The sequence below is a fragment of the Thalassovita sp. genome (assembly GCF_965218685.1).
Classification (GTDB): domain Bacteria; phylum Pseudomonadota; class Alphaproteobacteria; order Rhodobacterales; family Rhodobacteraceae; genus Thalassobius.
In genome coordinates this window covers 1,044,049-1,064,297 of the sequence record NZ_OZ244657.1, presented here as the reverse complement: position 1 = coordinate 1,064,297, position 20,249 = coordinate 1,044,049, and the positions used below count along the sequence as shown (strand labels likewise).

Below are 20,249 nucleotides of genomic sequence, written 5' to 3'. Positions count from 1 at the left end.
TGTAAATGGCGCACTATTGTTGCGCCATACCCGCCTCAGCCTCGATCTGTTTGCGCGATTTGCGCGCCCGTTCGGTGGCTGATTTCAGCTGACCACACGCGGCCATGATATCTTCGCCGCGGGGGGTACGGATCGGACTGGCATAGCCGGCCTTATAGATGATGTCAGCGAACTTCTCGATCCGGGACCAGTCTGAACGCTGATAGGGCGAGCCGGGCCATTCGTTGAACGGGATCAGGTTGATCTTGGCCGGGATGCCCTGGATCAGCTTGACCAGGCGGCGAGCATCTTCATCGGTGTCGTTCACGTCCTTCAGCATCACGTATTCAAAGGTGATGCGTTCGGAATTCGACAGCTTGGGATAGGCGCGCAGGGCGTCCAGCAGTTCCTTGATGTTCCAGCGTTTGTTGATCGGCACCAGCTTGTCGCGCACCTCGTCCGTGGTGGCGTGAAAGCTGACGGCCATCATGCATCCGATCTCTTCGGCGCATTTTGCGATCTCGGGAACGACCCCGCTGGTGGACAGGGTGATGCGGCGGCGAGACAACGAGATCCCCTCGCCATCCATCGCGATCTTCATCGCGTCGCGCACGTTGTCAAAGTTATACAGCGGCTCGCCCATGCCCATCAGCACGATGTTAGACAGCAGCCGCGGGCCGGACTCACCAGTGCCCACGCCGGGTTGGGGCCATTCGTCCAGATCGTCACGTGCCATCATGATCTGGCCGACAATCTCGCCCGAGGTCAGGTTCCGCACCAGTTTTTGCGTGCCGGTGTGACAGAAGGAACAGGTCAAGGTGCAGCCAACCTGCGAGCTGACACACAGCGTGCCGCGGTCGGATTCGGGGATATAGACCACCTCGACTTCGTGGCCGCCGGCGATACGCACAAGGTACTTGCGGGTGCCGTCCATGCTGACCTGCTTGGAGACCATCTCGGGGACTTCCACCACGAAATTCTCGGCCAGCTGCGCGCGGTAGGCTTTGGCCAGATTGGTCATCGCATCAAAATCGCGCACACCCCACTGATAGATCCACTGCCAAACCTGATTCACCCGCATCTTGACCTGCTTTTCGGGCGTACCGATGGACAGCAGCGCCTCGCGCAGCTGATCACGGGTGAGACCGACAAGGTTCACCGGGCCCTCGGGGGCCTTGCGGGGAATGGTCATTACGTCCTGGGTAATCGGAGCCTGAGCCGACATCGCGCTGTTCCTTTTTCGGGATGAGCCGGGGTCATACAGGATTCTTCGCCGATTGCCAAAACATATGTTTCAAACGGCGAAAGCCCCCGGCAAGCGGGGGCCTCTGTTACGCGTGGGTGTGTATTACTTGCAGCGCTTTGCCGCCTCGTCCAGCGCGGCAGTAAAGCCCAGAAGCGAGAACCGGTCCTTGGTCTGCGTGCCCCGCGCCGAGCGTGCGGTCAGAACTGCATCCTTGCCGCGTTTCATGGCCGCGATGATCTTGGCGTCCGCATCCGAGGATTCCGACCAAGCCCATTCGCCCTCGCTGGTCAGCGAGTATTTTTCGTCGTCCACCTCCAGCGTTACCGGAATGCCGGGGGCAAAGGGGTAGCCGCCGGTAAAGGTGATCTGACCGGACACGCCCGCACCGGGGCGGTAAAAGGCCATCAACAGGATATCACTGCGGCGTACGGCCACCACGCGACCATCCTTTGTGTTGACGGTTTCCTTGGGTGCCGACACGGCCCAGCATTCCTTGGGGTCGTTGTCTTCAAACACGCTCCAGGCGGTTTTGACGGCGACCTGGTTTTCGCTTGAATCCTGCGCCCACACACCGGTTGCGGCCAGGGCCATGATGGCGCCAGCGATGCCTCGCACAAAAGGTGATCCCATTCTTCCAGCCTCCAAGCTGTAGATGCCTCAATTTCTGATCGGCGCCGTTTGTTATAGTTCTGGCTGGCGACCGATGCTCTCGACCCGAGTACAATAACGCGAAAGCGCGGGGGCGCGAAAGCCCCTTGGCGGAAAATCGCACAGAGTTGATCCGGCCCGTTACAGGTGATCTGCAAAGGCATCCAGCACGCGGGTGTAAACATCGCGTTTGAACGGCACGATATTGTCCACAAGGTCCGAAGGCGCCATCCAGCGCCACCGTGAAAACTCGGGGTGATCAGTGTCAATATTCACGTCTGCGTCGGTACCCGTGAAGCGCAGAAGGAACCATTTCTGTTCCTGTCCACGATAACGGCCCTTCCAGATGCGTGGCACCAGGTCATGCGGCAGATCATAGGGCAGCCAGTCCTCGGTCTCGGCGGCGATGTCTACCAAACGCGCGGGCACGCCTGTTTCTTCCTCCAGCTCGCGCAGGGCCGCATCACGAGGCGATTCGCCCTTGTCGATCCCGCCCTGCGGCATCTGCCAGGCGGGGCCGGGATTATCCAGGCGCTGACCGACGAAAACATGTCCATCGGCATTCATCAGCATGACCCCAACATTCTGACGATAGGGCAGTTTCGCGATCTCTTCGGGCGTCATGATCAGTCTTTCGTGGCGATGGCCGACAAGCCTTTGAGCAGGTCCAGCGCATAGGCCAGCTGGAAGTCATCCTCGCGCAGTTTGGCGGCTGCTTCGGCCTTGGAGCGGTCTTCCTCGATCTGCTTGATCTCATCCTCGGTCAGGCTGTCGTTGGACAGGGTGCCGCGCAGATCCGCCTCGGAGCGAGAGTTGCGGTTGGTTTCGGCCTCGTCTTCTTCGGTGACACGGCGGCGCGGCTGTTCGACCACGATATCAGGCGACACGCCCAGATTCTGAATCGAACGCCCCGACGGCGTGTAGTAACGCGCGGTTGTCAGGCGCATACCGCCGTCGCCGCGCAGGGGCATCACCGTCTGGACCGACCCCTTACCGAAGCTTTTCGTGCCCACGACGATGGCACGGCGGTGATCCTGCAGCGCCCCCGAGACAATCTCGGACGCCGAGGCCGAGCCGCCGTTGATAAGCACCACGATGGGTTTGCCCTCGATCAGATCGCCGGGGGTCGCGTTGAAGCGCTCTCCTTGTGCCGGGTCGCGGCCACGGGTCGAGACGATCTCGCCGCCTTCCAGGAAGGCATCGGACAACTGGATCGCTTGCGTCAGCAGCCCACCGGGGTTGTTGCGCAGGTCCAGCACGATGCCGTTGACCTTCTCCAGCCCGCCCAGTTCTTCGACCGCTTTGGTCAGGCCGTCCTGAACATTCGGGAAGGTTTGCTGGTTAAAAGTGGTCACGCGCACCACGACCGAGTCGCCCTCGATCCGGGCGCGGGCGGCGGTCAGTTTGATCGTGTCGCGGATGATCGAGATATCAAAGGGCTCGGGCTCGCCTTCGCGCACCACGGTGATGATGATCTCGCTGCCCACGGGGCCGCGCATCAGTTCAACCGCTTGGTCCAGAGTCAGACCCAGCAGGCTTTCGCCATCGACATGGGTGATGAAATCACCAGTTTCCACGCCCGCGGCTTGTGCCGGGGTGCCATCCATCGGGGTGACGACGCGGACAAAGCCCTCTTCTTGCGTGACCTCGATGCCCAGCCCGCCGAATTCACCGCGGGTCTGCATGCGCATATCGGCGGCATCCTGAGGCGGCAGATAACTGGAATGCGGATCCAAAGAGGTCAACATCCCGTTGATCGCGGCCTCGATCAGCTTTTTCTCGTCCACTTCCTCGACGTACTGCGCGCGAATGCGTTCGAAGATATCGCCGAACAGGTCAAGCTGTTCGTAGACCGTGGACTTTTGCGCGCTTTCCTGCGCCAGCAGCGGGCCGGCCACCTGCGTGGTCACCAGAACACCTGCCAGCGTCCCGCTGACCGCAGCCATGACGAACTTCTTCATGGGTTTCTTTTCCTCTTCATTTCGAACCACTCGGCGGGATCCACCGGGACGTTGTCCTGTCTGACCTCTATATAGAGCGTTTCTGACGCCTCAGTTCCAGCCCCATCACCCGCCTGTGACAGAATCGCGCCGGCTTCGGTGTCTTGTCCGCCCATCAGACCGACAGGACTGCCGCTGGGCAAGACCTGACCAGCAGCACCGTAGACGGTTTCCATCCCGGCGAAAACGAACAACAGACCCGATTGAGGTTCAAGGATCATCACGTTGCCGTAATCCAGCAGCGGGCCAAGATAACGGATCGTTGCTGCGGTGGGCGTGGTCACCAGGGCGCGCGGACGGGTCGCCATGACCACACCGGGACGCGAGATGCCGGCGGCGTCCTCTTCGAAGGCGTCCAGCAGCATGCGGCCGGGCACGGGCAAGGGCAGCTTGCCCTTGCGGTGGCTGATATCGGGCAGGCTGCCCTCGGCCTCTTCATCCACGATGTCATAAAGGCCGCTTGCAAAGCCTTCCAACGTTTCGGTCGACGATATCAAGATCGCGGTTTTCACCGGGTCCTCGGTGAAGCGGCGAGGCAGGTTCTTGCGGTCGGCCAGCGCCTGGGACAGCTCAGCTCGCGCGCGTTGCACCCCGTCCAGCCCGCGCCGCAACGTGTCAGCCGCGCTTTCCTGAAGCAGCCGCAGCGTGCGGACCTCGTCCAACTTAGAGCGCAGTTCGGCGGCCTGGGCGTTCAGGGCAGGTGTCACATCAGCCAGCAGCATCCCGGCACGCGCGGTGCCGGTTGGCCCGTCGGGGTGAATCATCGCCACCGGGGCCGGAGCAGCACTCATGCCCTGAAGCACTCCTAAAAGCTGGGCAATCTCGGCCTCGCGCAGTTGCAATTCCTGTGTCAGACGCGCCTGACGTAACGAGGCCTGGCGCAACCCGTCGCGCATCGCCTCAAGCCCGTCTTCGTAGGCCTTCAGTGTCACCGTCAAAGCCTTGACCCGATCCCGTGCAGACTTGGCCTGGGCCAGGGCAGACGCGGCCTCTTCAAGGGCTTTGGCCGCCGCCCGCGCCGCCGTGGCCGGGTCGGTGGTCGCCCCAAGTGTCAGAGGCCACAGGCAAAGCGCCAGGATTGCCGCGAACCGGATCATTCCAGCAGGCTTTTCCCGGTCATTTCAGCAGGTTGCTCCAGCCCCATCAGCTGCAGCAAGCTGGGAGCCAGATCCGCCAAACGGCCACCGCTGCGCAGTTTCGCCCCCTTGGGGCCACCGACCAGAATCACCGGAACCGGGTTCGTTGTATGTGCAGTATGCGGCCCGCCGGTCACCGGATCGACCATGGTTTCGCAGTTGCCGTGGTCCGCCGTGACGATCATTGCGCCGCCGACCTTTTCCAAGGCTTCGACCACGCGGGTCAGACCCTGATCCACGGCCTCGCAGGCGGCCATCGCGGCTTTCAGATCGCCAGTGTGGCCCACCATGTCGGGGTTGGCATAGTTGGTGACGATCAGGTCGTACCCTGCTTCGATCGCCTTGACGAATTCGTCCGTGACTTCACCCGCGCTCATTTCAGGCTGCAGGTCATATGTCGCCACCTTGGGCGAGGCCGCCATGTAACGATCTTCGCCCTCTTCAGGGTCCTCTTTGCCACCGTTCAGAAAGAACGTCACATGCGGGTATTTCTCGGTTTCGGCGAGGTGGAACTGGGTCTTACCCTGCTTGGCCACCCATTCGCCCAGCGTATTGACGATGTCACGCGGCGGGAACACGGTTTCCATATAGGCGTTGTGCCTTTCGGAATACTCGACCATCCCTAACAGAGCGGCCCAAACAGGGCGCGCGCCGGTGTCGAAGGCATCAAAGCCTGGCTCGCCAATCGCGCGCAGGATTTCACGCGCCCGGTCAGCACGGAAGTTCAGACAGAAGAACCCATCGCCATCCTTGGCCCCGGCATAATCGCCAATCACGGTCGCAGTGATGAATTCATCGCTTTCTTCACGCTGATAGGCCGCGTCCACGGCCGCATGGGCGCTGGCCGATTTACCGCCCTTAGCGTTGATCATCGCGTCATAGGCCTCGCCGACGCGTTCCCAGCGGTTGTCGCGATCCATCGCATAATAGCGCCCGGTAACGGTACCGATGCTTGCGTTTTCAGGCAGGGCAGCGGTCAGCTCTTCGAAATATGTGAATGCGGATTTGGGTGCCACGTCCCGGCCGTCGGTCACCGCGTGCAGAACCACTGGCACGCCAGCGTCGGCAATTGCCCGAATGGCGGCGATGATATGCTCCAGATGCCCATGCACACCACCATCAGAGACCAGACCCATCAGATGCGCGGTTCCTCCGGTTTCCTTCATTGTGTCAATGAAAGCGACCAGCGCGTCGTTGACCTGGAACGAACCTTCCTCGATCGCCAGGTCAATCTGGCCCAGGTCCATAGCAACCACACGGCCTGCGCCGATATTGGTGTGCCCCACCTCAGAGTTCCCCATCTGCCCGGTCGGCAACCCCACATCGCGACCGTGTGTGATCAGCGTGTTATTGGGGCATTCCGCCATCAGCCGGTCAAATGTCGGGGTATGCGCCTGATACGGCGCGTTATGTTCGGTTTCCGGGGACAGGCCCCAGCCGTCCAGAATGCACAAAACAACGGGTTTGGGTGTGGTCATGATCTTTGGGCTCCGTCTGGGTGCCAGGAATTTGCCCCGCTTCTACCCGCTTCGCGCGCTGGGGTGAACCTCTCAAACTACATCTGGCTTCTTATTGGCAAAAATACCCCTGCCTGCGCGTTTGGCATGCGGGGGATTTGAGTACTTTCAGAGCAAAGAAAGGCCCAGGTCAGACACGATGATAAGGGCTGCCCGCCAGGATTGAGGCGGCGCGGTATAATTGTTCACACAGCATGGCGCGTGCGAGCATGTGCGGCCAGACCATCTTGCCCAGCGAGACCGAGAAATCTGCTTTGGCACGCAAAGTTGGGTCGATACCATCAGCACCGCCGATGACGAAAGCCAGGTCACTGCGGCCAGCGTCCCGCCATTTAGCCAGTTTTTGCGAAAACTCAGGCGAGCTGAGCGGCGACCCGCGCTCGTCCATGGTGCAGATCACGGCACCCTTGGGCAAGGCGCGTTCTAACAGGACGGCCTCGGCCGCCATGCCCCCGCCTTTCTTATCCTCGACTTCGTGGATCTTCGCGGGCCCCAGGCCCAGCCCCCGACCCGTGCGATCAAACCGGGTCAGGTAATCATCAATCAGCGCACGTTCAGGCCCGGCGCGCAGCCGGCCCACAGCACAGATATGAACACGCATCAGCTCTCAGAGGTTGTGGTGCCAGCCGGCATCCACATTTTCTCGATCTGATAGAACTCGCGTACTTCGGGGCGAAAGACGTGAACGATAACGTCACCGGTATCAATCAGAACCCAGTCGCCGGCTTCCTTGCCTTCGACCTTAGAGACCCGGCCGAAGTCATGCTTCACCCGTTCCACCAGCTTTTCGGAAATCGCCGCTACCTGCCGCGAGGACCGCCCCGAACAGATGACCATGTAATCGCCAATAGACGTCTTGCCGCGCAGATCAATCTGCACGATGTCTTCGGCTTTGTCGTCTTCAAGCGATGTGAGAATGCGTGCAAGCAGCGCTTCGCTGGTTGCGTCAGCAGCAGGTGCCGTCATGACAGCCCCCGCATCGGCGGCATCGGCCGCGCTGAAATTAAGAGACAGGACATTGTCCTCCTTGCATCATGCGCCGCCAAAGTCCCGGCGCTGGACATATTCAGGCTAGCACCGCATATGGAAAATCTCAACGAACTGTTCAAGCCCCCGCCCGCCTCTGTGGCGCATTCGTCCCTATTTCAGGCGTAACATCCGCCCCGGGCGCCCACCCGAGGGAACGGCACAGCCGATCCCAAGACATCCAGCGCGCGCGTAGCGCGCTCAATCTTTTAACAGTTTGACCTCGCGCTGCGGGAAGGGAATCGAGATATCATGCGCCTGGAACGCATCCCAAAGCGCCAGGTAAACATTCCCACGAATATTGGTCAGACCGGCCGTTGGGTCCTCGATCCAGAAGCGCAAGATGTAGTCCACGCTGGAATCGCCAAAATTCACGATATGGCAAACCGGCGGCTTGAAGCTCAGCACCCGATCCACGGACGCCGCCGCCTCGATCGCAATCTTGCGTACCTTGTGCGGGTCGTCGTGATAGGCGGTACCAAAGAAGATATCCAACCGCACATATTCGTTCGAGTGGGACCAGTTCACCACCTGCCCGGTGATCAGGTCCTCGTTCGGGATCAGGTATTCCTTGCCGTCCCGCGTCACCACGCTGACGTATCGCGCGCCCAGTGAATTGATCCAGCCAAAGGTCTCGCCCAAGGATATCACGTCGCCCGGCTTGATGGATTTGTCCAACAGGATAATGATGCCCGACACCAGGTTGGACACGACTTTTTGCAGGCCAAAGCCAAGGCCCACACCGATGGCGCCAGACAGCACCGCCAACCCGGTCAGGTCCACACCCACCGCACGCAGCCCCGCAAAGAAGGCAACGCCGTACAGCAGAACCTGAATGAACTTGATAGTCAGCACCTGCATCGAGGGGCTTATGTCAGCGTTCTTGCGGATCGTTGTCGCAGCCGAGGTCGAGACAAAGCGCGCGACGGCCATAAGTACGGCCAGAGCTGCAACGGCCTGGATCATCAACCAGACCGAGATGCGTGTCTCACCCAGGTGCAGCGCCAGCCCATCCAGCAAGATTTGGGCGTCATCGGTCAGGTTCAGGATCGACAGGGTGACCCAAATCCACCCGGCATACCGGATCACCGCGCGCAGAAAACTGTTCGCGATCAACCTTGTAGCAATAGCGATCACCAGCCATGCAAAGGCCAATTGCCCAATGATCCCCAATAGGTACGAGCGCGAGGGCCACGTGACCTCTTGCATCACCCAGACGGTCGGCCAAATCATTGCGACGAAAAAGATCAGCCGCATCCGGCGATGGATCAGCACCAGGAAACGCATGCGCCAGATGGGCCAGCCTTCGCGGTGACGTATCCAATCCTGAAACCGCGAGGCCAGCAGGCCCGCCAGGACATGCGCGACCAGCAGCAGCCCAAGCGCAATAAGAACCTGATAAGCATTCCACGGGCGCAAAAGCCCGGTCAGGAACTTTTCAGCCTCTTGGACCAAGTCCAGAACCAGTTCCTCGGATGTTTGTGGCGGGGGTGGGGTGGTATCCGTTTCCTCCATGGTTTTATCGTGGCACGAGGGCAACCCATCGGGCAAGCGCTCATGCGCTCTTGATAGAATCTGTGCAAAAGAGTATCTGCCCCTGCATGACACGGATTTTTGACATGGATGACCGCGCGCGCCTGCCCTGGCGGTTCTTTGGCGCAACGCTCACTGTACTGGCCTGCCTATAAGGCGCGCCCATTCCTGTCACACCCTGAATATACCTGAAGACAATCCACGGGAGAGGACCATGACCGCCCCGAAGACACTCTATGATAAAATCTGGGATGCCCACGTCGCCCACGAAGCTGACGATGGCACCTGCCTGCTGTATATCGACCGTCACCTGGTGCACGAAGTGACCAGCCCCCAGGCCTTTGAAGGCCTGCGTATGGCTGGCCGCAAGGTGCATTCGCCCGAAAAGACGATCGCCGTACCGGACCACAACGTGCCCACCACTGCAGGCCGTGAAGATCCCAACCAGATGACCGAGGAATCGCGCATCCAGGTTGAGGCTCTGGATAAGAACGCCAAGGAATTTGGCGTGCATTACTATCCGGTGTCCGACGTCCGTCAGGGCATCGTACACATCGTCGGCCCAGAACAGGGCTGGACCCTGCCCGGCATGACCGTTGTGTGCGGCGACAGCCACACCGCGACGCATGGCGCGTTTGGCGCTCTGGCGCATGGCATCGGCACTTCTGAGGTCGAGCATGTTCTGGCCACCCAGACGCTGATCCAGAAAAAGTCCAAGAACATGAAGGTGGAAATCACCGGCAAGCTGAAGCCGGGCGTGACCGCCAAGGACATCACCCTGGCCGTGATCGGTGAAACCGGCACCGGCGGCGGCACTGGCTATGTCATCGAATATTGCGGCGAAGCGATCCGCGATCTGTCGATGGAAGGCCGCATGACCGTCTGTAACATGGCGATCGAAGGCGGCGCGCGCGCCGGTCTGATCGCGCCGGACGAGACCACCTTTGAATACGTCAAGGGCCGTCCCCACGCACCCAAGGCCGGGATGTTCGAGCAGGCTCTGGAATACTGGAAAACGCTCTACACTGACGAAGGTGCGCATTTCGACAAGGTCGTTACCCTGCGCGGTGAAGACATCGAACCCGTCGTCACCTGGGGTACCTCGCCCGAGGACGTGCTGCCGATCTCGGCCGTCGTTCCCTCGCCCGAGGATTTCCAGGGCGGTAAAGTCGAGGCTGCGGCCCGCTCGTTGGAATACATGGGTCTGACCCCCGGTCAGAAACTGTCGGACATCGAAATTGACACCGTATTCATCGGTTCCTGCACCAACGGCCGGATCGAAGACATGCGCGCCGTAGCCGAAGTGGTCAAAGGCAAGAAGATCAAGGAAGGCATGCGTGCCATGATCGTGCCCGGTTCGGGTCTGGTCCGCGCGCAGGCAGAAGAAGAAGGCCTGGCCGACATCTTCAAAGAGGCCGGTTTCGAATGGCGTCTTGCGGGCTGTTCCATGTGTCTGGCGATGAACCCCGATCAGCTGTCCGAGAACGAGCGCTGCGCTTCGACCTCGAACCGTAACTTCGAGGGTCGTCAGGGTTACAAGGGCCGCACCCATCTGGTGTCCCCTGCCATGGCTGCCGCTGCCGCGTTGACCGGCAAGCTGACCGACGTTCGCGAGCTGATGTAAGGAGCCAGCACTATGGAAAAGTATCAAAAACTGAGCGGCATCGCCGCCCCCATGCCGCTGGTGAACATCGACACCGACATGATCATCCCCAAGGTGTTCCTGAAGTCCATTCAGCGCACCGGTTTCGGTGTGAACCTGTTCGACGAGATGCGTTATAACCGCGACGGCACCGAGATCCCCGATTTCGTGCTGAACAAACCTCAGTATCGCAATGCCGAGATCCTGATCGCCGGCGACAACTTCGGTTGTGGTTCCTCGCGCGAACACGCCCCCTGGGCCATCGCTGATTTCGGAATCAAATGCATCGTGTCGACCTCGTTCGCCGACATCTTCTTCAACAACTGCTTCAAGAACGGCATCCTGCCGATCGTCCTGCCGCAAGAGCAGGTCGACATCCTGATGGCCGACGCGGAAAAGGGCGCCAACGCCCGCATGACCGTGGATCTGGAAGCACAGGAAATCACCACCTCGGATGGTGAAGTGATCCTGTTCGAAGTGGATGCGTTCAAGAAGCATTGCCTGCTGAACGGCCTGGATGACATCGGTCTGACCATGGAGAAAGCCGACGCGATCAAGTCGTTCGAGACCAAAATGGCCGCCGAACGCCCCTGGGTCTGAACTGGGTCTGCACCCGTTCTGAGAACACGCGAAAAGCCACCCGGGTTGGGTGGCTTTTCCATTTTCGCTACGACCCGGCCCAAGAAGTTATCCGTGCGGACAGGCCGGTTGGCGCAAGCACCCTTAGAAAGGGTGCAAGAAATTCAGCGCGTCCCTAGCGCCTTTTTCGGGTGAAACCACAATATCTTGTTGATGATCCGCGTGACGCAACCAGCCTGATGTATTCTGGTGCCATATTCGCCACGTTTTCGCCGCAATGCTTCGATTTTACTGCACTATCTCTTGTCTCGGCAAATGAAAGAAGGCAACATTTGGGCAATAATGAGGCACACCGCCCAAATTGGCGGGATCAAGTTGGACACAGGGCGCGGCATCGTATCGCGCTCGGCCAGTTTGAAGGGATCGAGCAGTGATCGAACGTTTTGCAGGCGCGGTAGTTCGCGCATTCCTTGTGGCGTTGCTATTGGCAACGCCGTCCGTGTTCCTTCCGGGGACATTGGACGATTCCACGGCGCTTGTGCTGATCCTGGCGACGGTCATCGCGATCCTGACCTTCCTTGAATACAACAGCGAATTCCCCAGCGTGGTCGAGTTCCGCTATGCCCCTCCGTTCAACCGGCTGCGATTCGGAGCAGTCCTGTTGTTGGTGCTGATCCTCAGTGTGATCGCCCGCGGCAAGGCTGACCCGACCGAACTGAGCCAGGGCCTGACCGCGCTTGGGCGCTTGTTGGGGAACACGATCGACTTTCCTTACTCGCCGGTGCGTCTGGTCGTGCTGATGATGCCCATAAATGCACCCAAAGAGCTGATCGCCGACGTGCGGATCGCGGCAGGGCTGTCCTATTTCATCTCGCTTGTGATGATGTTCGTGTTCCTGATCCACGTCCGTTTTCTGGGCTGGCCGGCCCGCAACGGCGCCTTCAATGTCTGGGTGAACCTGCCGATGTTCGACCCGACGGTGGGCGATGCGCTGTCGCGGCTGTATCGGGACGCACGCATTAACATTGCGTTAGGGTTTGTACTGCCATTCTTGATCCCAGCTTTGGTTAAGCTGGCCTCGACCCTGATCGACCCGATCACTCTGGCCCATCCGCAGACACTGATTTGGACGATGACCGCATGGGCCCTGTTGCCAGCTTCGATGATCATGAGAGGGATCGCCATTGGCCGTGTCGCCGACATGATCGAAGAAAAGCGCCGCCGCGCCTATGCCGAGGCCGAGCAGGACTTGCAAGCCATCTGATCGCGCTGGTCCTGGCGCTTCTGGCCTGGCCTGCGCTTGCCGATCCCATCCGAATTGCCACATTCAACACCGAGCTGTCCCGCAACGGCCCTGGCCTGTTGCTGCGCGATATCCTGCGCGCAGACCCGCAGGTTCTGGCCGTGGCCAAGGTCATCTCTCAGGCGGCTCCTGACGTCATTCTGCTGCAGGGCATGGACTATGACCGGGGTTTGCAATCTGCGCAGGCATTGCGCCAGCGGATTTCCGAACAAGGGCTGGACCTGCCGCATCTGTTTGCCTTTGCGCCCAATACCGGCGTTCGAACCGGGTTTGACCTGAATGGTGACGGGCGCCGGCATGGCCCCGAGGACGCACATGGCTATGGCCGTTTCGCCGGCCAAGGGGGGATGGTCCTGCTGTCGCGCTATCCGTTTCGCAACGGTCAAGATTTCTCGGGCCAGCTTTGGTCTGACCTTGCCGACCCCCAGCTGATTCAAGCCAAATGGGACGACGGCGGAACCAGCTTACGGCTTGCCTCGGTCGGGCATTGGCAGGTTCAGGTGATGACGCCACACGCGCCGATTACCCTGGTGGCCTTCCATGCGACCCCTCCGGTTTTTGACGGCCCCGAGGACCGCAACGGGCTGCGCAATGCCCATCAACTGGCTGCGGTCACACGAAATATAGGTGGTTTGGACGGCCGCTTTGTTCTGCTGGGTGATGCCAACAACGACCCCGACAAGGGCGAGGGGCGCAAACCCGCGATCAAGGCTTTGCTAGGGCACCCAAAGCTGCAGGATCCGTTGCAAGAGGAGCCTACGGTGGATTGGCGCAAACTGGGTCTGGGCTGGATGCGCGTGGACTATGCCCTGCCATCGACGGATCTGAACGTGGTGGCGGCCGGAAGGCACATGGCGCCCCCGGCCGCAGCGGCCAGCCGTCACCGGCTGGTCTGGGTCGATGTTTTACCCTAGCCCTACAGCATCGGAGAGGCTGCAGTGGCCATGGCCTTGTCGAGCGGCGTGGGCTGAAAATCCGGCAGCAGCCGCTTGAACTTTTCGCCGTCAAGGGAATGCGGCTTGGACCACAGATAGCGCATCTCGAACAGGTGCTTGGCCATGGGCATAACCGGGCGTAACAGGTGGAACGGCCACCAGGACATCTTGTTAACCTTGATCGGCTTGTGGATCGCCTTGCTGACAGCCTGCGCCAGCTGGTTGCCACTTAGTGTGTAGCCGGGAAAAGGGATATCCTCGAACCGCTGCAATGCCTCGCGTTTTTCGGCCAGCATCACAGCGGCGCGGGCGACGTCGGGCAAAAAAGCCCAGGCATGCGACGCGTCAGGATCACCGGGATACGAGAATTTGCCCTTGGACAGCGCCTTTGCGATCACCATGTCGAACCAATTCCCCGAAGCCTCGGAATCCAAGAAATCGCCAGCTCGCAGAAGGATGGTTTTAACCCCTTCGGCGCGATAGGCCTCTTCCATGTCGCGGCGGATCTGGCCAAGCGGGTTTGTAGCTTGGTGCGGCGTATGCTCGGACCAGGGGGCCGTGGTCTGCTGACCATAAACATAGACGTTGCCGGGTAGAATCACCGTAGCGTCATTGTCCAGCGCGACCTTACGAATGCGCGCGTGTAGTTGGGGCACCTGCGCAGCCCAGTGATGGTATTTCGGGTTCCAGGCGGCAACGATCACGTCCACGCCTTTGGCGGCGACGGCCAGATCATCGGTTTTGCGATCAAATCCACGGACGGTCCAGCCCGCTTGGGTAAAGGCAGCGGCGGCGTTACGGCCAAAACGACCCGAGGCACCAAGGATCAGTACGGTATTGGTCATGAGTTCAACTCCTGTTGTGTCTGAGTTGAACTTCGCACGTGGCATTTTGAATGGACATTGCGAAAATTTGATAGTTTGGTATTCATAAATGCATGACTAAGACACCCGATCCCGACTGGTCCCTGATGCAATCCTTTCTGGCTGTGGCCGAGGGCGGATCATTGTCTGCAGCGGCGCGAAAGACAGGCCAAAGCCAGCCGACGCTGGGTCGGCAGATCCGCCAACTTGAACAGGATCTGGACAGTAATCTGTTCACCCGTCACGCCCGCGGGCTGGAGCTGACGGACGAAGGCCACGCCATTCTAAGCGCCGCCCAGCAGATGCGCGAGGCCATGAAACAGATCGAGCTGACCGTTGCAGGGCGTGAAAGCGATCTGTCGGGAACTGTGCGGGTGACGGCCAGCGAGATCGTCTCGCAACACCTTTTACCACCAATCCTGGCACAGCTGCGGCGGGATTATCCGATGATCGGCATCGACCTGATTGCTACTGATGACACAGAAAACCTGCTGTTCCGCGAGGCCGATGTGGCCGTCCGCATGTTCCGGCCCGAGCAATTGGACATCGTCACGCGGCAACTGGGTAACATCCAGATCGGGGTCTGCGCGGCACGCTCGTATCTTGATCTGCACGGGCGTCCGAAAACGCTCGAGGATCTGAGCGAACACAGTTTGCTGGGCTATGACAAAAGCGAGCTGATCCTGCGCGGGATGCATGAACTGGGAATCCCCGCTTCACGCGACTGGTTCACGATCCGATGCGACGACCAGAATGCCTATTGGCAGTTGCTGCGCGCGGGCTGTGGAATCGGTTTCAGCCAGAAGGTTTTGATCGACCGCGCCCCCGAGGTCGAGCTGCTGGATCTGGGCATTCCGATCCCCTCGCTGCCGGTTTGGCTGGCCGCACCGCAGGCCACGCGGCGCACACCGCGGGTTTCGGCCGTTTGGAAGGTACTGGAAACTGGCCTTTTGCCCTTCGTTTCTTGACCCTTCGGCCCGCAAGCGATAGGCGAAGTCCAACGGATTTCTACGAAGGACAGCAACAATGACCAACCCCTCGCTTCTTATTCTGCCGGGTGACGGCATCGGCCCCGAAGTCATGGCCGAGGTTCGCAAGGTAATCGACTGGTTCGGCGCCAAGCGCGACCTGACCATCGACGTCCAAGAGGGTCTGGTCGGGGGCGCCAGCTATGACGCGCATGGCACCCCGCTGACCGACGAAACCATGGAACTGGCGCAGTCGGTAGACGCCGTCCTGCTGGGCGCCGTGGGTGGCCCGAAATACGACAACCTAAACTTCAGCGTAAAGCCCGAGCGCGGCCTGCTGCGCCTGCGCAAGGAAATGGACCTGTTCTCGAACCTGCGCCCGGCGCAGTGCTTTGACGCGCTGGCCGATTTCTCGTCGCTGAAGAAGGACGTTGTCGCCGGTCTGGACATCATGATCGTGCGCGAGCTGACCTCGGGCATCTATTTCGGCGAGCCGCGCGGCATCTTCGAAGAAGGCAACGAGCGTGTGGGCATCAACACCCAGCGCTACACCGAAAGCGAAATCGCTCGCGTCGCACGCAGCGCGTTCGAACTGGCCCGCAAGCGTGGAAACAAGGTCTGCTCGATGGAGAAGGCCAACGTGATGGAAAGCGGCATCCTGTGGCGCGACGTTGTCACCGAGATCCACCAGGCCGAGTACAGCGACGTAGAACTGTCGCACATGTACGCAGACGCCGGTGCCATGCAGCTGTGCCGCTGGCCCAAACAGTTTGACGTGATCGTAACCGACAACCTGTTCGGCGACCTGCTTTCGGACGCGGCGGCGATGCTGACCGGTTCGTTGGGCATGCTGCCCTCGGCGTCCTTGGGTGCACCCATGGCCAACGGTCGCCCCAAGGCGATGTACGAACCCGTCCACGGCTCGGCCCCCGATATTGCGGGTCAGGGCAAGGCGAACCCGATCGCTTGCATCCTGTCCTTCGCGATGGCGCTGCGCTATTCGTATGACCAAGGCGCTGAGGCCGACCGCCTGGAAGCCGCAATCGAAACCGTTCTGGCCCAAGGCGCACGTACCGGCGATCTGCTGGGCCCCGAAGGCGGCACCCCGATCAGCACCAGCGAAATGGGCGACGCCATCATCGGCGCGCTGGACGCCAGCCTGTAAGACACATGCAAAGCTGCATGAAAGCCCGGCCTCGGCCGGGCTTTTTTGTTTGGAAACCTTGGCGATCTGCTAAACCGTTCACGTAAACTTCCGAGCCGGAGGCCAACATGTTCGGGCCCAACACCCAAGGCGCCTTGCTGGCCCTGCTGTCCTTTGCCATCTTTTCGACCCACGATGTGGTGGTGCGTGTGCTGGGCGGAACCTATTCGCCAATTCAGCTGTTGTTCTTCACCTCTTTGATGTCCTTTCCGCTGGTGACGATCATGTTGATCAGCGACAAGACCCCTGGCCACCTGCGCCCTGTCTATCCTTGGTGGATGGCATTGCGGTCAGTCTCGATGGCGTTGGTAAGCCTGTGTGCCTTCTATGCCTTTTCTGAGCTATCCTTGGCGCAGACCTACACGATCCTGTTCGCCAGCCCCTTGCTGATCACCCTGATGGCCATACCGATCCTGGGTGAGAAAGTGGGATTTCACCGCGGGATTGCAGTTCTTGTCGGTCTGGTTGGGGTCATCGTCGTTCTGCGCCCTGGGGCCGAACCGATGGGCCTTGGCCACCTGGCCGCGCTGCTGGCTGCTCTGTTCAACGCCATCCAGTCAATCATTGCCCGCCGCATTGGCGCACAAGAGCGCAGCGTGGCCATGATGCTCTATCCGTTGGCAGCCACGTTCGTGATGATGGGCGCCATGCTGGCCTTCACCTACAAACCCATGCCCCTGCCGGATCTGGCAGGTATGGCTGTGATCGCCGTTTTGGGCTTTATTGCGGCCTTCTGCCTGGTTGCCGCCTACGTCCGCGCCGAGGCTGCAATGGTCGCCCCCATGCAATATTCCCAGATCATATGGGCCGCGATCTTTGGCTATGTCCTGTTCGACGAGGTGATCGACGGCGCAACGATTCTGGGCGCATCAATCGTCATCCTCAGCGGCATTTATATCGTCCTGCGCGAAGCCCTGGGCGGTCAGTCCAACACCACGCCTGTCCTGCGAACCCGCACCCGGGGCTTCTCGCCCGGTGCATTCCGCATTTCCGTGATCCTGCGGCGAAAATCTTGATGCAAGTACTTGCCAATGCGCCCGGAACAGCGTACCACGCGCGCCAGTCGGAGTGTAGCTCAGCCTGGTAGAGCACTGTCTTCGGGAGGCAGGGGCCGGAGGTTCGAATCCTCTCACTCCGACCAATAAACAAGGCGCCCACGGGCGCCTTTGTTGTTTTCTGACATGCCGGAAGAGGGCTGCCCAGTGGACCGTTCGAACGGCCAAGGGACAGCCCTTTTGCTTAGAAATCCAGGTTCTCGACGCTCAGCGCGTTCTGCTGGATGAATTCCCTGCGCGGTTCGACCACGTCGCCCATCAGCTTGGTAAAGATGTCATCCGCCTCGACCAGATCGTCGATGCGCACCTGCAGCAGCGTGCGCGCTTCGGGGTCCAGCGTGGTTTCCCACAGCTGATCGGGGTTCATCTCGCCCAGACCTTTGTAACGCTGCAACGTCAGGCCCTTTTCGCCCTCTTTCAGGATCGCGTCCAACAGGTCCAGCGGGCCTTGGATCAGCTGAGAGCGGTCTTTGCGCATCAGCGTTGCCGTGGTGTCGTACACTTCTTGCAAGCTTTGCGTGAAGCTGCCGGTTTTACGCGCTTCTCCCGACCGGAGCATCGGCCCGTCCAGCGTGCGCACTTCCTCGACCCCGCGCAGGATACGCGCCAGACGGATGCCATGATCCTGAGTGATCCGGCCGGTCCAGCCACGCTCGTATTCCAGCGCAATCAGATCCAGACGAGCAGCGACCTTGTCAGCAACGCCCTGCAGATCGGCATCCACAGCGCCGGGCACAAAGGCGCCAGCGATGGCGGCTTGTTCAAGGATGTGGCGCGGATAATGCGTGGGGAACGCGTCCAGCACGCGTTTCAGCTGCCGTGCCTCATCAACGACACGCTTCAGGTCAGCGCCGGCCATCTCGGCCCCCGAGCCAAGGCGCAGAACCGCGTCTGCGGTGCCCTGGTCAATCAGGTAATCGTCCAGCGCGGCCTGATCCTTCAGGTACACTTCGGACTTGCCGCGCGCGACCTTATACAGAGGCGGCTGCGCGATATAGAGGTACCCGCCCTCGATCAGTTCGGGCATCTGACGGAAGAAGAAGGTCAGCAGCAAGGTACGGATGTGCGCGCCGTCCACGTCCGCATCAGTCATGATGACGATCTTGTGGTAACGCAGCTTGTCGATATTGAACTCGTCCCGGCCAATGCCGGTGCCAAGCGCCATCACAAGGTTGCCGATTTCCTGGCTGGACAGCATCCGGTCAAACCGGGCGCGTTCCACGTTCAGGATTTTCCCGCGCAGGGGCAGAATGGCTTGGGTCTGACGGTCGCGACCGGTCTGGGCCGAGCCCCCGGCCGAGTCACCCTCGACCAGGAAGACTTCGGTCTTGGACGGGTCTTTTTCCGAACAGTCCTTAAGCTTGCCGGCAAGGAAGTTCACATCCATCGCGGTTTTGCGGCGGGTCAGTTCGCGGGCTTTGCGGGCAGCCTCGCGGGCCAGCGCGGCCTCGACGATCTTGCCGACGATCATCTTGGCCTCGTTGGGGTTCTCCTCGAACCACTCGGACAGCTTTTCGCCGACCAGGCTTTCGACCGCCGGACGGACCTCGGAACTGACCAGCTTGTCCTTTGTCTGCGAGCTGAATTTCGGGTCAGGCACCTTCACGGACAGCACGCAGGTCAGGCCCTCGCGCGCGTCGTCGCCGGTGAAGTTCACCTTTTCCTTCTTGGCGATCCCGGATTCAGTGGCATAGCGGGTCAGTGTACGCGTCAGCGCCCCACGGAAGCCCGCAAGGTGCGTGCCGCCGTCGCGCTGCGGAATGTTGTTGGTAAAGGGCAGCACTGTTTCGTGGTAGCTGTCGTTCCACCACATCGCGATCTCGACCCCGATGTCATCCTTTTCGCCGCGCACAAAGATCGGCGTCTCCATCAGCGGATGCTTGGACCGATCCAGGTATTTGACGAATTCCCTCACGCCGCCTTCATAGAACAGCTCGGATTTCAGAGGCTCTGCAGGGCGCAGATCTTCGAGGATGATACGTACGCCCGAATTCAAGAAGGCCAGCTCTCGCAGGCGCTTTTCCAGAGTCTCGAACGAGTATTCCAGATTCGAGAACGTGTCGGTCGAAGCCAGGAACCGAACCTCGGTGCCCTTTTCGCCGTTGGCATCCCCAACCACGCGCAGGTGTTCGCTGGTCTCGCCATGTTCGAACTTGGCGTAGTGCTCTTTGCCGTCGCGCCAGACGCGCAGCTCCAACCAGACCGACAGCGCGTTCACAACGGACACGCCCACGCCGTGCAGACCGCCTGACACTTTGTACGAGTTGCTGTCGAACTTACCGCCCGCGTGCAGCTGGGTCATGATGACCTCGGCCGCGGAAACGCCCTCTTCTTCGTGCATTCCGACGGGAATGCCACGGCCGTTGTCGCGCACGGAAATGCTGGAATCGGGGTGGATTACAACGCGGACAAAGTCAGCATGACCGGCCAACGCCTCGTCAATGCCGTTATCCACGACCTCGTAGACCATGTGATGCAGACCCGAGCCGTCATCGGTATCCCCGATATACATGCCGGGCCGTTTACGCACGGCCTCCAAACCCTTGAGAACTTTAATGGAATCCGCGCCATAGTCTTCCGCGGTTTGCTCGGTCCCGGACATAGAGCCCCACCTT

At 60.4% G+C, this 20,249-nt stretch carries 18 protein-coding genes and 1 tRNA gene; 8 read left to right on the top strand and 11 right to left on the bottom strand.

Translation table 11 applies throughout. The features are described 5' to 3' along the window. Window positions 1-13: 13 nt before the first annotated feature. The 9 genes from rlmN to ACOQOQ_RS05410 form a co-directional block, all read right to left on the bottom strand. Complete coding sequence (gene rlmN / locus ACOQOQ_RS05450; protein WP_420569121.1) at window positions 14-1,204, bottom strand: 23S rRNA (adenine(2503)-C(2))-methyltransferase RlmN; 1,191 nt, start codon at window positions 1,202-1,204, stop codon at window positions 14-16. Window positions 1,205-1,327: 123 nt separating this feature from the next. After that, window positions 1,328-1,855, bottom strand: coding sequence for an invasion associated locus B family protein (locus ACOQOQ_RS05445; protein ID WP_420569120.1), 528 nt, complete (start codon window positions 1,853-1,855; stop codon window positions 1,328-1,330). A gap of 159 nt (window positions 1,856-2,014) precedes the next feature. After that, entirely contained in the window at window positions 2,015-2,497 is a 483-nt protein-coding gene (locus tag ACOQOQ_RS05440; RefSeq protein WP_420569119.1) for an RNA pyrophosphohydrolase, read from the bottom strand. A 2-nt stretch (window positions 2,498-2,499) separates the two neighbouring features. After that, window positions 2,500-3,834, bottom strand: a complete 1,335-nt coding sequence (locus ACOQOQ_RS05435; RefSeq protein ID WP_420569118.1) for a S41 family peptidase — start codon at window positions 3,832-3,834, stop codon at window positions 2,500-2,502. Further along, the gene (locus ACOQOQ_RS05430; RefSeq protein WP_420569117.1) at window positions 3,831-4,970 is read right to left on the bottom strand and encodes a murein hydrolase activator EnvC family protein; all 1,140 of its coding nucleotides are present in this window, start codon (window positions 4,968-4,970) and stop codon (window positions 3,831-3,833) included. Before ACOQOQ_RS05430 ends, ACOQOQ_RS05435 begins: the two co-directional genes overlap by 4 nt. After that, entirely contained in the window at window positions 4,967-6,487 is a 1,521-nt protein-coding gene (gene gpmI, locus ACOQOQ_RS05425; protein WP_420569116.1) for a 2,3-bisphosphoglycerate-independent phosphoglycerate mutase, read from the bottom strand. The genes ACOQOQ_RS05430 and gpmI overlap by 4 nt, the downstream gene beginning before the upstream one ends. A gap of 169 nt (window positions 6,488-6,656) precedes the next feature. Then, window positions 6,657-7,127: a 23S rRNA (pseudouridine(1915)-N(3))-methyltransferase RlmH gene (gene rlmH / locus ACOQOQ_RS05420; RefSeq protein WP_420569115.1), complete on the bottom strand. Its 471-nt coding sequence runs from the start codon at window positions 7,125-7,127 to the stop codon at window positions 6,657-6,659. Beyond that, a complete protein-coding gene (gene rsfS, locus ACOQOQ_RS05415) occupies window positions 7,127-7,492 on the bottom strand; it encodes a ribosome silencing factor (RefSeq protein ID WP_420569114.1) in 366 nt (121 codons plus the stop codon). Before rsfS ends, rlmH begins: the two co-directional genes overlap by 1 nt. 261 nt (window positions 7,493-7,753) lie before the next feature. Continuing rightward, window positions 7,754-9,067, bottom strand: coding sequence for a mechanosensitive ion channel family protein (locus tag ACOQOQ_RS05410; RefSeq protein ID WP_420569113.1), 1,314 nt, complete (start codon window positions 9,065-9,067; stop codon window positions 7,754-7,756). Window positions 9,068-9,299: 232 nt separating this feature from the next. On the opposite strand from ACOQOQ_RS05410, the gene leuC reads away from it, so the two are divergent. From leuC to ACOQOQ_RS05390, 4 genes are all read left to right on the top strand, one after another. Continuing rightward, window positions 9,300-10,709, top strand: a complete 1,410-nt coding sequence (gene leuC, locus ACOQOQ_RS05405; protein ID WP_420569112.1) for a 3-isopropylmalate dehydratase large subunit — start codon at window positions 9,300-9,302, stop codon at window positions 10,707-10,709. A gap of 12 nt (window positions 10,710-10,721) precedes the next feature. Beyond that, window positions 10,722-11,327, top strand: a complete 606-nt coding sequence (gene leuD / locus ACOQOQ_RS05400; protein ID WP_420569111.1) for a 3-isopropylmalate dehydratase small subunit — start codon at window positions 10,722-10,724, stop codon at window positions 11,325-11,327. A gap of 409 nt (window positions 11,328-11,736) precedes the next feature. Further along, the gene (locus tag ACOQOQ_RS05395; protein ID WP_420569110.1) at window positions 11,737-12,570 is read left to right on the top strand and encodes a hypothetical protein; all 834 of its coding nucleotides are present in this window, start codon (window positions 11,737-11,739) and stop codon (window positions 12,568-12,570) included. A gap of 98 nt (window positions 12,571-12,668) precedes the next feature. After that, a complete protein-coding gene (locus ACOQOQ_RS05390; RefSeq protein WP_420569109.1) occupies window positions 12,669-13,523 on the top strand; it encodes an endonuclease/exonuclease/phosphatase family protein in 855 nt (284 codons plus the stop codon). Window positions 13,524-13,525: 2 nt separating this feature from the next. Here ACOQOQ_RS05390 and ACOQOQ_RS05385 read toward each other — a convergent pair whose 3' ends face one another. After that, a complete protein-coding gene (locus ACOQOQ_RS05385; RefSeq protein ID WP_420569108.1) occupies window positions 13,526-14,389 on the bottom strand; it encodes an epimerase in 864 nt (287 codons plus the stop codon). A 92-nt stretch (window positions 14,390-14,481) separates the two neighbouring features. On the opposite strand from ACOQOQ_RS05385, the gene ACOQOQ_RS05380 reads away from it, so the two are divergent. The 4 genes from ACOQOQ_RS05380 to ACOQOQ_RS05365 all read left to right on the top strand — a co-directional run bounded on the left by ACOQOQ_RS05380 (window position 14,482) and on the right by ACOQOQ_RS05365 (window position 17,720). Further along, window positions 14,482-15,375, top strand: a complete 894-nt coding sequence (locus ACOQOQ_RS05380) for a LysR family transcriptional regulator (RefSeq protein ID WP_420569107.1) — start codon at window positions 14,482-14,484, stop codon at window positions 15,373-15,375. A 58-nt stretch (window positions 15,376-15,433) separates the two neighbouring features. Then, window positions 15,434-16,540: a 3-isopropylmalate dehydrogenase gene (gene leuB, locus ACOQOQ_RS05375; protein ID WP_420569106.1), complete on the top strand. Its 1,107-nt coding sequence runs from the start codon at window positions 15,434-15,436 to the stop codon at window positions 16,538-16,540. Window positions 16,541-16,647: 107 nt separating this feature from the next. Continuing rightward, window positions 16,648-17,595, top strand: coding sequence for a DMT family transporter (locus ACOQOQ_RS05370; protein ID WP_420569105.1), 948 nt, complete (start codon window positions 16,648-16,650; stop codon window positions 17,593-17,595). A gap of 48 nt (window positions 17,596-17,643) precedes the next feature. Next, window positions 17,644-17,720 (top strand) — tRNA-Pro (locus tag ACOQOQ_RS05365). Between the two features lie 98 nt (window positions 17,721-17,818). Here the strand turns inward: ACOQOQ_RS05365 and gyrB are convergent. Next, window positions 17,819-20,236, bottom strand: a complete 2,418-nt coding sequence (gyrB, locus tag ACOQOQ_RS05360) for a DNA topoisomerase (ATP-hydrolyzing) subunit B (protein ID WP_420569104.1) — start codon at window positions 20,234-20,236, stop codon at window positions 17,819-17,821. Window positions 20,237-20,249 lie beyond the last annotated feature (13 nt).